General features: G+C 57.5%; 12 protein-coding genes. 2 read left to right on the top strand and 10 right to left on the bottom strand.

What is annotated here, in order from left to right; genetic code table 11:
- Positions 1 to 16: 16 nt before the first annotated feature.
- From AB4O40_RS03075 to AB4O40_RS03040, 8 genes are all read right to left on the bottom strand, one after another.
- Positions 17 to 994 carry a 2-hydroxyacid dehydrogenase gene (locus AB4O40_RS03075; RefSeq protein ID WP_056724871.1) on the bottom strand — a complete coding sequence of 326 codons (978 nt, stop codon included), beginning with the start codon at positions 992 to 994 and terminating at the stop codon, positions 17 to 19.
- A gap of 21 nt (positions 995 to 1015) precedes the next feature.
- Entirely contained in the window at positions 1016 to 2308 is a 1293-nt protein-coding gene (locus AB4O40_RS03070; protein WP_056724869.1) for an MFS transporter, read from the bottom strand.
- Between the two features lie 103 nt (positions 2309 to 2411).
- Positions 2412 to 3398, bottom strand: a complete 987-nt coding sequence (locus tag AB4O40_RS03065) for a sugar kinase (RefSeq protein WP_056724867.1) — start codon at positions 3396 to 3398, stop codon at positions 2412 to 2414.
- Positions 3391 to 4173: a sugar phosphate isomerase/epimerase family protein gene (locus AB4O40_RS03060; protein ID WP_460056174.1), complete on the bottom strand. Its 783-nt coding sequence runs from the start codon at positions 4171 to 4173 to the stop codon at positions 3391 to 3393. Before AB4O40_RS03060 ends, AB4O40_RS03065 begins: the two co-directional genes overlap by 8 nt.
- A gap of 88 nt (positions 4174 to 4261) precedes the next feature.
- Positions 4262 to 5287 carry a LacI family DNA-binding transcriptional regulator gene (locus tag AB4O40_RS03055; RefSeq protein ID WP_460056177.1) on the bottom strand — a complete coding sequence of 342 codons (1026 nt, stop codon included), beginning with the start codon at positions 5285 to 5287 and terminating at the stop codon, positions 4262 to 4264.
- Positions 5288 to 5813: 526 nt separating this feature from the next.
- Positions 5814 to 5942: a hypothetical protein gene (locus AB4O40_RS03050; protein WP_263291639.1), complete on the bottom strand. Its 129-nt coding sequence runs from the start codon at positions 5940 to 5942 to the stop codon at positions 5814 to 5816.
- Positions 5943 to 6275: 333 nt separating this feature from the next.
- The gene (locus AB4O40_RS03045) at positions 6276 to 7202 is read right to left on the bottom strand and encodes a 2-hydroxyacid dehydrogenase (RefSeq protein WP_223541194.1); all 927 of its coding nucleotides are present in this window, start codon (positions 7200 to 7202) and stop codon (positions 6276 to 6278) included.
- A gap of 10 nt (positions 7203 to 7212) precedes the next feature.
- Entirely contained in the window at positions 7213 to 8193 is a 981-nt protein-coding gene (locus tag AB4O40_RS03040) for an isopenicillin N synthase family dioxygenase (RefSeq protein ID WP_056724860.1), read from the bottom strand.
- Between the two features lie 192 nt (positions 8194 to 8385).
- On the opposite strand from AB4O40_RS03040, the gene AB4O40_RS03035 reads away from it, so the two are divergent.
- On the top strand, positions 8386 to 10422 hold the full coding sequence (locus AB4O40_RS03035; protein WP_414919089.1) for an oxidoreductase: 2037 nt from the start codon (positions 8386 to 8388) through the stop codon (positions 10420 to 10422).
- Between the two features lie 102 nt (positions 10423 to 10524).
- Here AB4O40_RS03035 and AB4O40_RS03030 read toward each other — a convergent pair whose 3' ends face one another.
- On the bottom strand, positions 10525 to 11301 hold the full coding sequence (locus tag AB4O40_RS03030; RefSeq protein ID WP_223541195.1) for a pyrroline-5-carboxylate reductase family protein: 777 nt from the start codon (positions 11299 to 11301) through the stop codon (positions 10525 to 10527).
- Positions 11291 to 11998, bottom strand: a complete 708-nt coding sequence (locus AB4O40_RS03025; protein ID WP_056724856.1) for a TetR/AcrR family transcriptional regulator — start codon at positions 11996 to 11998, stop codon at positions 11291 to 11293. The genes AB4O40_RS03030 and AB4O40_RS03025 overlap by 11 nt, the downstream gene beginning before the upstream one ends.
- Positions 11999 to 12319: 321 nt before the next feature.
- Between AB4O40_RS03025 and AB4O40_RS03020 the strand changes: the two genes are divergently transcribed.
- Positions 12320 to 13087, top strand: a complete 768-nt coding sequence (locus tag AB4O40_RS03020) for an SDR family NAD(P)-dependent oxidoreductase (protein ID WP_056724853.1) — start codon at positions 12320 to 12322, stop codon at positions 13085 to 13087.
- Positions 13088 to 13096 lie beyond the last annotated feature (9 nt).

The following is a 13096-nucleotide window of genomic DNA, read 5'->3' as shown; positions in this document are numbered from 1 at the left end:
GTGGCTTGATGAACGGCTAACGCTTCCATGCCCCGGTGTTCACCAGATTCGCCGGCCGCTCACCCGCCAGCGCCGCCAGCAGATTATCCAGCGCGCACCTGGCCATCGCCTCCCGTGTTTCATGTGTCGCCGAGCCGATGTGCGGTGTCGCCACCACATTACTCAACTGCAACAGCGGCGAATCCGGATTCAGCGGCTCACGCTCGAACACATCCAGCCCGGCCGCGCGAATCTGTCCTCGGCGCAATGCGTCGATTAACGCGGTTTCGTCCACCACCTTGCCCCGGGAAATGTTGATGAAGATGCTTTCCGGGCGCATCAAAGCAAACTCATCGGTGCCGATCAGCCCCTCGGTTTGCGCAGTCAGCGGCAAGGTCAGACAAATGAAATCCGCCTGCTGCAACAGGTCGTTCAAGCTGCGGTATTGCGCATCGAAGCGCTGCTCGACCGCCGGTTTGGGCGAGTGGCTGTGGTAGATCACTGGCATGCCGAAGCCGAAATGCCCGCGCTGGGCCAGTGCCTCGCCAATGCGGCCCATGCCGATGATGCCCAGGGTTTTACCGTGCACGTCGATGCCGAAATGTGCGGGGCCGATATTGCGCTGCCAACCGCCTGTGCGCACCAGGTTCGCCAGTTCCACCACCCGCCGGGCCGTTGCCAGGATCAGCGCGAAACCGGTGTCGGCGGTGGTTTCGGTCAGCACATCCGGCGTATTGGTCAGCAGGATGCGCCGCTCGGTCAGGTAATCGATGTCATAGTTGTCGACCCCCACCGACACGCTGGCGACGGCTTCAAGGTTCGGTGCCAGGTCGAGCAGTCCGGCATCCAGCTTCAGGCTTGCACCGAGCAAGCCATGGGCACGGGGCAGGGCATCACGCAGTCTCGCCAGGCCCTCGGCGTCGAGGCTGTCGATCACTGTTACCTCGGTCTGCTCTTGCAAGCGAGCCATTAGCGGCGACGAGAGTTTCTTGTATAGAACGACCTGCTTTTTCATGGTGGTTATCTCAACATCGATTCAAGAGTGTGCAGTGGCGGTGCGCGCTACTGTGGGCCGCTCGCGGTCACTGGCGCCGGGTTTTAGGAACATCGTCAGCACCACCGAAAGCATCAGCGCACCGCTCATCAACAAGTACGACGCGCCGGGCGAACCGGTGGAGCTGTTCAGGTAACCGACCAGATAAGAACCGCCGAACGAACCCAGCGCGCCCATGCTGTTGATCAACGCCATGGCACCACCCGCCACGTTGGCCGGGAGGATTTCCGGAATGATTGCGAAGAACGGCCCGTAAGGCGCGTACATGCAGGCCCCGGCAATTACCAGCAAGGTGTAGGACCACCAGAAATGTTCAGCGCCCAATGCGTACGAGCCGTAGAAGGCAATCGAAGCAATCAGCAGAGGCGGCCAGACGAAACGTTTACGTTTTTGCAGCTTGTCCGAACCCCAGGACACCAGCAGCATGCCAATCACGGCCGCGAGGTACGGCAGCGCCGACAGCCAGCCGGCCTGGACCATGTCCATCTGCGCGCCGGCCTTGAGGATCGACGGCAGCCACAACACGAAACCGTACACGCCAATGCTCCAGCAGAAAAACTGCAGGGCCAGGATGATCACTTTGGGTGAGCGGAACGCTTCGGCGTAGTTCTTCACGGCCTTGATGCCGACCTGTTCGGCGGCCAGTGCGCTTTCCAGGTCCTGTTTTTCCTGATCGTTGAGCCACTTGGCTTGTGATGGACGATCATCGGCCAGACGCCACCAGATGAATGCCCACAACACCGCTGGCAAACCTTCGACGATGAACATCCAGCGCCAGCTGTAATGCTGCACCAGATAGCCCGAGACCACCGACATCCACAGCATGGTCACCGGGTTGCCGAGGATCAGAAAGGTGTTGGCCCGCGAGCGTTCGGCGCGGGTGAACCAGTGGCACAGGTAGATCAGCATTGCCGGCATCACTGCCGCTTCGACCACGCCAAGCATGAAGCGAATGACGATCAGCCAGTAGGCATTGGAGACAATCCCGGTCAACGTCGCCAGGCTGCCCCAGAGGATCAGACTGACGAAAATCAGCTTCTTCACACTGTGTTTCTGCGCGTAGATCGCGCCGGGTACCTGGAAGAAAAAGTAGCCGAGGAAGAACAGCGCGCCGAGCATCGACGACAGCCCTGGTGTGATCATCAGGTCCGCCGCCATGCCGGACGCGGCGGCGAATCCATAGTTGGCGCGATCCAGATACGCCAGGCTATAGGTGATGAACACGATGGGCATGATGTACCACCAGCGGCGGGTGGCGAGCGTTGCGGTTTTCATGGTGGTGCTCCTGAGCTTGTTGTTTTTGTCGCAGCAGGTAACGGTTTAAATCTTCGGTGCCTTTACTGGCCTCATCGCGAGCAAGCTCGCTCCCACAAGGGATCTAGGTTCGACACATATCCCCTGTGGGAGCGAGCTTGCTCGCGATGGCGGCCTCAAATTCGCTGGCCATTTCGGCGCGGGTCGGCAACCCCTCCATATCCCCCCGACTCTGCACCGCACGGCTGCCAATCCAGTTGGCGCGTTTCACGGCCTCGACAACGCTTTGGTTTTCCAACAGCGCGCTGATCATGCCGACGGCAAAACCATCGCCGGCACCCACCGTATCGACCACTGTTTGCACCGGTACGCCAGCCACGAAACCTTGATCAAGATGTGTGCGGTAGTAAGCCCCGTGTGGGCCAAGCTTGATCGCCACGGCTTCGGCGCCCTGGTCGAGGTAGAAGGCGGCGATGTCGGCCGGGTCTTCGAAACCGCTCAGCAAGCGACCTTCGCTCAACCCCGGCAGGACCCAATGGGCGAGGGCGGCGAGGCGGTTGATCTCGGTGATCATTTGTCGTTCGCTGGCCCACAGGCTCGGGCGCAGGTTCGGGTCGAAGGACACACTGCGCCCGGCCTCGCGCATGCGGGTCATCAACTCGAACGACATCTGCCGCGCCGACTCCGACAGAGCCGGGGGAATGCCGGTGGCGTGCAGGTGTCGGGCCTTGAGCAATTCGGGCACGATCGAGTGCGGCGACAGGTGACTGGCCGCCGAACCACGGCGGAAGTACTCGACCACCGGATCGCTGCCGTCGTCGGTGCGGGACTTGAGTTGAAAACCGGTCGGGTGGGCGGTGTCGATGTCGACGTGGCGGCAATCCAGGCCTTGTTTTTCCAGGGTGTCGACCACAAACCGGCCCAACGAATCGGCACCGACACGGCTCAGCCATGCCACGTTGAAGCCCAGTCGGGAAAGGCCAATGGCGACGTTGCTGTCAGCCCCGGCAATGCGTTTGTGGAAAGCGCCGACGCTGGCCAGATCGCCAGCCTGTTCGGCGACGAACATCGCCATGGTCTCGCCGAAGGACAGAATATCGATCTCAGACATGAGCACTCTCCAGCTGCGATTGGCCGAGGTGGGCGAGGGCAGCGACGTGCTCGGTGGTCAGTTGCACCAGGTCATCGCCTTGCAGCGGATATTCCGCGGCCCGCATAACGCCTTGGGCCATGTGCCGCAGCAGGTGTTCCCACTGTTGAAAATCGCTGGCAGCGGGTGGGATGGCCACCAGCTTGCCGTCGGCGCGGCGGGTCACCGCTTTGCAGTGCACGTAACCGACGTGACGCCCGAGCAAGCGCGCGGCGCTGGCGGCAGACTGGTCCTGCCAGTGCCAATTGCCGATATCGAAGGTCATCTTTATCGGCAAGTTGTGCTGCTCGACGTCCGCGAAAAAACGCTGGAAGGGTTCAATGCGGCCGCCGTGCAGGGTCTGGTCGTTTTCCACCAGCAACTGCACGGCGCTTTTGCCCAGCACACGGGCGAGGGTTTGCAGATCGCTGTTGTCGGTGAAATAGCCCAGCGACACCTTCAGCCATTTGGCGCCGAATGCCTGGGCGCGTTGCAGGGCCGTGATCAGTTCGGCGTTGGGTTTGGATTGCCCGGCCAGCCATAGCTCCATGGGCGACGAATACACGCTCTGCAGGCCTTCTGCTTGTGTGGCATCGGCCAGTTGAGCGGGATCTTCGATGGTCAGTAACTCTTCGCGCCACTCAATGCGCGTGGCGCCGGCGGCGGCGAGAATCTCGATGAAGCTGCCCTGGCCGCGTTGACGCACAAGGTCGGCGCCGTAGCTGGAAAGGCTGATGGAAACGGCTGGTCTATTCATTGTTTTTCTACCTCTGAAACCGGTTTCATTTTTGTTCAAAAAAATTTTTAGTGCTACTTGGGGCCTCTTCGCGAGCAGGCCTTAACATTCAACGCAAATTCCCACGGGTCGACCCCCGCACAATCAGCCGCGCCGAAAAATCCAGCGTCCGCACCGCCCCGTCATCCCCGCGCAGCCGCTTGAGCAGGCACTCAAAAGCACTGGCGCCCATCTCGGTGGTCGGCTGTGCGAGGGCGGTAATGCCGCTGCCCACCAGCGGGTACCAATCCAGGTCATCGAGGGCAATCAAGCCCACGTCATCGAACAGGTTGCACTTGAGTTCACGCAACGCATGGGTGCTGGCGAGCGCGGCAATCCCGTTCGCGCAAAACAGCGTCTTCGGGCCGGGGCCAGGCGTGTCGAGGAAGGATTTCAATTGTGCGGTCAGTTCGCTGCCTGTTTCGATGTGCGTGCCGCGAAGCGCCGGGCGTTGCTCGATTTGTGCCTTGAAGCTGCTGACCCGCTCAATTCGCGAACTGGTGCCATCAAGCGGCTCAGTCACCAGCAACACATCGCAATAACCGCGTTCTTCAAGGTGGTTAAGGGCCATGTCGATGGCCTGCGGGTTGTTCAGCCCGACCATATCGCTTTCAAGGTGCTCCACCTTGCGATCCACCAGTACCAGGGGCATTTCCCGGTGCAGTTCGTGCAACTCGTCACGATGATGACCGAGGGTGTTCACGATCAAGCCTTCGATGTTGTACGAGCGCAGCAGGGCCAGGTGCTGGCGTTCTTGCTCGTCGTCGCGGTCGGTGTTGCACACCACCAGGCTATAGCCGTGCTGACGGCAGGCGGTTTCCACCCCGTGCATCACGGCAATTGAATAAGGGTTGCGGATATCGGCCACCAGCATGCCGATCAGGCGAGTGCGCCCGCGTTTCAGGCCACGGGCCATCTGGTTCGGGCGATAGCCGAGTTCGGCAATTGCCTGTTCGATGCGCTGGGCAATGGCATCGGAAAGCAGGGCGCGATCATCGCCAATGAACCGCGAAACGCTGGCCTTGGAGACCTTGGCGTGTTCGGCCACGTCGAGCATGGTCACGCGGCTGCGCTGGGCGGCGGAGAAATCGTTCACGGTCTGAAACCTTCTTATTGGATTTATAAGGTCGGGTGCTTCGTGAGATAGCACTGAAACCGGTTTCAGGAAACACCAAAAGCCAATTCGCCGTCAAGCCCCGGATGGTTGATTGTCGAACAATGAGCGACAAATGATATTGCATTTAACATAATATACATTATGCGTAATATCATACGCGGAGTTGGGAGCGCCTGGTGGTCAGGTTTGAAGCCAGGCTCAGGCCTCGATCACTCTGCTGCAGTTCATGCCTGCACCTCAATCAGGTAATCCAGGACCGAACGGATCGTGAGAACCTTGCACCTTGAATAGCCAACCATATTGGCCAGAGTCCACCGCAGCTCCTCATCAGTACCGGATCGGAAAATTTCCAGCTGCTCGACTCATACGGATACCGGCTGTTGGTGAACACGTCGCGGTATCTCTCGAAGGAATCTTCCTGGCTGTCCAGGGCCAAGCCGCTACGAATCGGTTCGGGCATCGCATGGAACAACGTCAATAGATCGTGCTTATGCCGCGGCCAACGCTAGACGTCGAGTTTGTAGATCTCGCCGGATGTGCCTTGATGCTGGTCAGGCACGGAAATAAAGCTCTTGAGCAGGGTTTCCATGTCAATCGCCGCATCGACCTGGGCAACGTGCGGTAGGTTCTGCACATCCAGAATCTCAGCGGCTTTCAGGTAATTGTGAGCGCATTAAAGCATCCAGCTTGGAAAATGAGCCATTGCATACTCCTTTGAGTGGCCACCGCAGATGGCTGTAGCCCTTTATTTACGGGGCTTGTTACCGAATACACGTATGTTTGAAAGATACAGCACATATTTGGAAGATAGCGAATAAGGATGAGCTGCCTCTGGATCATCTGGTCAACTCCCCTCCTTCATTAATAACCAGAAATTATAACTAAACTAAATGGTTGTTTAGTTTAGCTAAGTTATAGGTCAGTATCGATGGTATTCGACTGGAGCTTCCACTCTTCCCCTCCCTCACTAATAGCCTTTAGACCGATCAACCACATTCAACAGGGGCATTCCCTCACGCTCTCTTCGGAGATTCTCAACTATCACTGCCACACCCCCCTCAATCTGCACATCGCTTGCAACATGAGGGGTCAGGAGCACTCGAGGGTGTTTCCAAAGTGGGTTGTCTTGAGAAGGAGGTTCTTGTACCAGGACATCCAGTATGGCTCCTCCCATACGGCCTTCATCCAACGCTGAAAGCAAAGCCGTTTCTATAACGTGGGCGCCACGCCCCACGTTAATCAGTCCAGCTCCATGAGGCAGGCAATCGAGCCTCGCAGCATTGAGTATCCCGTCTGTTTCGGGGGTCAGTGGCAACATGTTCACAAGGATATCGCACTGCCCTAAAAACGCCTCGAGTTCGTCCGGGCCGACGTAACAGTGGCCACCTGGCACCTCCTTCAAAGAGCGATTCCAGCCACTGAGCTGAAAACCTAATGGCTGAAGGCGATCAAGCGCGGCGCGTCCGAGATTGCCAACCCCCATGACACCAACACGCCGCTGTGAAGCATGCACGATTGGTCGAGGTTGCCAGCGACCACTTCGCTGGTCCTCTTGGTAAGCGAGGATTTCTCGATGCAAGGCAAGAACACCAAACAGAACATATTCGGCCATGATGTCAGCCATCGAGCTGTCTACCAGTCTTATTAGCGACACGTTAGCAGGCAAACGAGCCAGATCGAACTGATCAACTCCAGCCCCTGCAGCGTAGAGAAGCCGAAGATTACCAAACTGTTCCACCAGGTTGGTTAGAGGCTCCCAAGCCAGGATGTAGTGCACCCCTGCCGGGTTACCGATATCAGGCCATTGGCGGAACTCTAGTTGTGGGGCGAGCGTTGCCAGGCAATCTCGCCATTTCTGCGCATCGGCGGGGTCGGCCATATACAGGATGCACATAGAAAACTCCCTATTCGACTTTCAGGTGCGCATAGCTATCAACGAAACGCTTAAATTTGTGTTTACCACAAGTGTACGCTTCGTACTTCGCGGGTAGCGCTTCACTCACACAGGTTGGCACAGGCTCAACAATTGCATCAAAATCCAAATCAATAAAGAAAGGAATTGAATAGCGCTCTAAACCGCTAGTATTTATGACGCGATGCATTGTCGAGGTGTAGCGATCGTTGGTGAGGGTTTGAACCAGATCACCAATGTTGACGATAAAAGTGCCTTCAACGGGTGGGGCAGTAACCCACTCCCCTGCACGGTTCTTGACTTGTAAACCGCCAACTGTGTCTTGAGACAGGACTGTCAGGAAGCCGTAATCCGTGTGAGCACCAATACCGATCTCTTCCAGGGAGACCTTTCCTATCTGAGGCGGATAACGCAAAACGCGCTGAATAGTGATGGGCTTGCGTTGGCGTTGTTCAAAATAATTTTGCGGCAAATCCAGACTCAGCGCGATGCCGCCGATGAGCGTTCTCGCAAGCGCCAATACAGCTGAATGATAAGCCTCGGCAACCGTGTCGAATTGCGGCAGCCCGGCCGGCATTTGATTAGGGCCAAAAAACGGAGAAACTTCATCGTAATGGGCGCCGTAATCAAAGCACTCTTTGAAATCGCGCGTATTGGCTGGATCTACGTTTTCCGCATACATCGGGATGTAACCACGTAGCGTAAGCCCAGAGTTCACGATATTAAGTGAGTTCTTCTCGTCGGCTGGAAGCTTGAAAAAAAGTTTGGTGAGCCTGTACATCTCGTCTATCAGTTGCTGCGAAACACCATGGTTTTTTATATAAAAAAACCCCACCTTTTCGCACGCTTCACCTATCTGGCTTGCCACCCGCAGCGGATTTTCGCCGTTTATGAGTGGCGAAATATCTATGACCGGGATTTCAGTGAAGGCAGTTTGTTTGCTGGCCAAACGAATATCAAATAACTCAGTCACGCTTCTCTCCTTTCTAAATGGATGACAGACGCGGACGAGCGACATTCGTCCTTGTTTGGGCGGATGTTAATCCTGGTTTTTTTGGCACGCAAGCAAAATGTACACCTGTGTCACCAATCGTTGACACAGGTGTACATTTATCCTAATTTTAAGTCACCGAGCCTGATGAGGCCCACTTTGGAGCGCACCACGATGTCCAGCGATCCCTTGCTGCAACCCTATAAAATCAAAAACCTGACCCTCAGAAACCGGATCATGACCACCTCCCATGAACCGGCCTACCCTGTGGACGGTATGCCCAAGGATCTCTATCGCGCCTACCACGTGGAGCGCGCCAAAGCCGGTGTCGCCCTGACCATGACCGCCGGTTCCGCTGCCGTATCCCGAGACAGCCCGCCGGTGTTCAACAATGTGCTTGCCTACAAGGACGAAGTAGTTGGATGGTTGAAGGACCTGACCGATGAATGCCACGAACATGGCGCGGCAGTGATGATCCAGTTGACCCACCTGGGCCGCCGTACCCGCTGGGACAAGGCCGATTGGTTGCCGGTGGTGTCGCCGTCACACCGCCGCGAGGCGTCGCACCGCTCCTTCCCGAAGAAAATGGAGGAATGGGACATTGAGCGGATCATCAAGGACTATGTAGACGCCGCGGAGCGCATGAAGGCGGCAGGTCTCGATGGTCTGGAGCTTCAGGCCTACGGGCATTTGATGGATCAATTCTGGTCGCCGTTGACCAATGACCTCGACGGCCCTTACGGCGGGTCGCTGGAAAACCGCATGCGCTTTACCTTCGACATCCTGCGTGGCATCCGCCAGCGGGTAGGCGAAGATTTTCTGCTGGGAGTTCGCTACACCGGTGATGAAGAACTGCCCGGCGGCTTCACTGCCAGCGAGGGCATGCAGGTTTCTCACATGCTCAAGGACAGCGGACTGGTCGACTTCCTGAACGTCGTACGCGGTCACATCGATACGGATGCAGGGCTGACCGATGTCATCCCGATTCAGGGTATGCGCAACTCGCCCCATCTCGACTTCGCTGGCGAGATCCGCTCGTCTACGGGCTTTCCGACCTTCCACGCGGCGAAGATTCCCGACGTGGCCACCGCGCGCTACGCGATCGCCTCGGGCAAAGTGGACATGGTGGGCATGACCCGCGCGCATATGACCGATCCGCACATCGTGCGCAAAATCATCGAGAAGCGCGAAGAAGACATTCGCCCTTGCGTGGGCGCCAACTATTGCCTGGATCGCATCTATCAGGGCGGCGCGGCCTACTGCATCCACAACGCCGCGACGGGGCGGGAAACCACCATGCCTCATGACATTCCCAAAGCGGCGGTCAAGCGCAAGGTGTTGGTGGTCGGAACCGGCCCTGCCGGGCTGGAAGCGGCGCGGGTCGCCGGTGAGCGCGGCCATGACGTGACGGTGCTTGAAGCGGCTGATCAACCTGGTGGGCAAATTCGTCTGACTGCGCTGAGCGAGCGTCGTCGCGAGATGATCAGCATCATTGATTGGCGGATGGCACAATGCGAACGGCTGGGGGTGAAGTTTCACTTCAATACCTGGGCCGAAGCCGACACCGTGCAATCCTTCGAGCCAGACGTGGTTATTGTCGCGACCGGCGGCCTGCCGGATACCGAGGTGCTCAGCAAAGGCAACGAACTCGTGGTTTCAACCTGGGACATCATTTCCGGCGACATCAAGCCCGGTCGCAACGTACTGATCTTCGACGATGCGGGGGATCATGCTGCACTGCAGGCTGCCGAGGTGATCGCACAAAGCGGTGCGACCGTGGAGATCGTCACCCCTGACCGCTCGTTTGCACCTGAAGTCATGGCCATGAACCTGGTGCCCTACATGCGCAGCCTGCAGGATCTGGACGTCACCTTCACCGTGACCTACCGGGTCGATACAGTGGAAAAACGTGATGGCGGGCTCGTTGCAACCTTTGGCAGCGATTACGGACAGGTTCACAAGCAGCGCGTGGTCGATCAGGTGGTCGTCAACCACGGCACGCTTCCGCTGGATGACTTGTACTTCGAGCTGCGTCCTCTCTCCACCAATGGCGGCGCGGTAGAGCAGCATGACCTGATCGCTGGCACGGCACAGAACATCGTCACTCATCCCGAAGGACGCTTCCAACTGTTCCGGATCGGCGACGCCGTGTCTGCTCGCAACACCCACGCGGCCATCTACGACGCTTTGCGCCTGGTGAAGGAAATCTGAACCCCTGGCACGTCTGGTGCGGTCAAGGGACGCACGGAGCTTCCCATGACGCCTTCGGCAGTGAAGGCCCTTCACGGCCCTTCACTGTTATCCCCTGCCCTGCTACATTCCCCGCCGCGCAACCTCAGCGCCTGCATTGACTGCCCGCCCCACAATGAATTCGATGCCCTGATCGGCCATCGACTGCAGCGCTGCTGCCGTCACGCCACGATAAGCCATCAACGACTCAATCATTTGCCGCGGATCGCGGCTGGCAAGCATCTGGCCGCCCCCCACCACCACGCCTTGTGCAGCGCGCTGTGCGATGGCAAGGGGAATTCCCGCTGCCACCGCCTGATTAGTCAGTGCCATTTGCAACATTGCCGGAAAGGCCGGCCCAGTCCCGGACAAGGCGCTGAGGTAATCAATACAGTCCTCATCAGGCACTTCGTCCGCTGAACCTACGCACTCGAACAGTCGTTGCACCCACTGGCGGTCGCATTCAACAAGGTTTCCGGCACAGTACCAGGGCGTAAACGACTGCCTGATTTCCACGGCCGCATTCGGCATGGCCCGCACCACTGCATCCGCACCGGTGGCCGCGCTGATGGATGCCGCCGGAACTCCGGCCATCAGGGAAATCACCCGCTTGCCGCGGGCGTTGATCTGCAGTTCACGAAACTGCTCCGGTCGGATGGACAGCACGACAATATCGCTGAGGTCCACCAACTGCTGGTTGTCAGCCAGCAGTCTCACGCCTGGCTCGAAGGGACTGACGCCGGAGCGGTTCGAGATCAATAAGCGGTCAGGCCCGATGACCCCGCTATCGAGCAGCGCCTGGGCGATTGCGCGCCCGAGCCAGCCGGTACCTCCGATGATGCCCAGAGTTCTATTCTCCATCGGCAGTCGACTCCTCGAATGTATCGACCAAGGGAACGAAAACGCCGGGCTCTTTTTCCGCGTAGCCGAACTTTCCATAAAAGCGGTCCAGCTCTCGCCGCTTAGGTACTTTGCCGGTGAACACACTCACGTACTGAGGAATCCGTCGAAATCTAACGACGATATCTTCACTGGTTTTCATGGAGATGTAGCCAATCTGCGTGAGGTAGATCGTCCTGGCCCGAACGTCGGCACCCTCGCCGTCGTAGCCAAACCGTCGGAACATCGCGGCCAGGGCATTCATCCGAGCCTCATCGGCCAAAGCGATTTCAGCAGTGACCTCGTCCGATTGCAGCGCCCAACTGCGCACGGCAAATTCGAACTGCGAGTCGAACAGTTCAGGGTTCACCCAGCATTCGAAGACGTTGAGAATCGCTTCGGAAATACTTTCTGCGTAACTCTCGCATTGGCTGACCATACCGCCGGTGTTCTTGTCCCGCCATCGAGCCAGGAGTGCCGCGAGCAGCTGTTCGCGATCTTCATAGAACCAGTAAAAGCTGGTACGGGACAAATTCAAGCGTTTGGCCAGCGGCATCACCCGCACAGCATCAACACCCGACTCCTTCAGGGCATCATAGGCGGCGTCCAGCCAACCATCGACGGAGCCTCGCCAGCCGGCGTCCTGCGCTTTGGTTTTCGCCCTTCCTGTCTGTGACATTCGGGTGCACCTTTATTTGAAAATTCTTCGACACTGTACACCCCAGGATCTTTGGCGTACACGGCATGTACAGGGGCGTACATTTTCGAGACGATCAATCGCCAAATCAATAGAGCACGCCATCAATGACCCGAATCAATTAATTTTTTGGAAAAGTGCGGACACTTTTATCAAGACTTCGCCGACACCAGAAAAACTATCGAGTCAGAAATTTCAGGATAACGCCACGTTATCTTTGGCCCTGTAAAAAAGTTGCTGGACGCTGCGATCCATTGAAATTAAATAATGACTCCGCCAAAAACTTACCAGGTAGGTTGTCCTATGAAATTCAATAATAAAGTGGTGGTCATTACGGGCGCTGCCGGAGGTGTCGGACAGGCGTTAGCATTATTGTTCGCCCGAGAAGGCGCAAAGCTTGTTTTATCTGATCTTGACGAAGCCGGTTGCAAATCAATCTTAGCCAAAGTTCGTGACCTGGGCGCGGAAGTACTCTATGTGGCAGGCGATTTACGCCGAAAAGAATATTGCGAAGCGATTGTCCAAACGGCCGTCGATGTTTTTTCGGGGATCGATATCGTATTGAACAATGCGGGCATCATTCCCCGTGGCACGATAGAGGAAACCACTGACGACATGTGGTTCGACGCCATGGGCGTAAACCTGAATGCGGTGTTCTTCATCTGCCGTGCCGCGATACCGCACATGAAAAATCGCCCGGGCGCCGCAATCGTCAACACATCATCTGTCTGGGGAATTTATCCAGGCCCCGCCCACGTGGCGTATTGCACAAGCAAAGGGGCCGTTGCGGCTTTAACCAAAAATCTGGGCCGCGATTGCGCCCCTTTGGGTATCCGTGTCAACGCCGTGTGCCCGCACGAAATCAATACCCCGATGATACGCAGCGGCTTTGAACGTCGCGGCCTGGATCCGGACAAAGCCGTGCAAGAGCTAAACAAGAGCGTCCCACTAGGCCGTATCGCCGAGCCCGAAGACATTGCGGATGTCATCGCATTTCTGGCGTCCGACGAGGCCAGGTACATCGCCGGTGAAACGGTAGAAGTCACAGGCGCCAAGCCGGTGTCCGGCTAAGGAGAGGTA

The sequence above is a fragment of the Pseudomonas sp. S2_F07 genome, from assembly GCF_054668325.1.
Note: the sequence above shows the minus strand (reverse complement) of the source record. Positions and strands in the feature narration are given on the sequence as shown.

Excerpts from the sequence above, each read along its gene's own strand:
- AB4O40_RS03065 (WP_056724867.1), bottom strand. The coding sequence starts at position 3,398 with ATGTCTGAGATCGATATTCTGTCCTTCGGCGAGACCATGGCGATGTTC.
- AB4O40_RS03035 (WP_414919089.1), top strand. The coding sequence starts at position 8,386 with ATGTCCAGCGATCCCTTGCTGCAACCCTATAAAATCAAAAACCTGACC.
- AB4O40_RS03030 (WP_223541195.1), bottom strand. The coding sequence starts at position 11,301 with ATGGAGAATAGAACTCTGGGCATCATCGGAGGTACCGGCTGGCTCGGG.
- AB4O40_RS03070 (WP_056724869.1), bottom strand. The coding sequence starts at position 2,308 with ATGAAAACCGCAACGCTCGCCACCCGCCGCTGGTGGTACATCATGCCC.
- AB4O40_RS03025 (WP_056724856.1), bottom strand. The coding sequence starts at position 11,998 with ATGTCACAGACAGGAAGGGCGAAAACCAAAGCGCAGGACGCCGGCTGG.
- AB4O40_RS03075 (WP_056724871.1), bottom strand. The coding sequence starts at position 994 with ATGAAAAAGCAGGTCGTTCTATACAAGAAACTCTCGTCGCCGCTAATG.
- AB4O40_RS03060 (WP_460056174.1), bottom strand. The coding sequence starts at position 4,173 with ATGAATAGACCAGCCGTTTCCATCAGCCTTTCCAGCTACGGCGCCGAC.
- AB4O40_RS03020 (WP_056724853.1), top strand. The coding sequence starts at position 12,320 with ATGAAATTCAATAATAAAGTGGTGGTCATTACGGGCGCTGCCGGAGGT.
- AB4O40_RS03045 (WP_223541194.1), bottom strand. The coding sequence starts at position 7,202 with ATGTGCATCCTGTATATGGCCGACCCCGCCGATGCGCAGAAATGGCGA.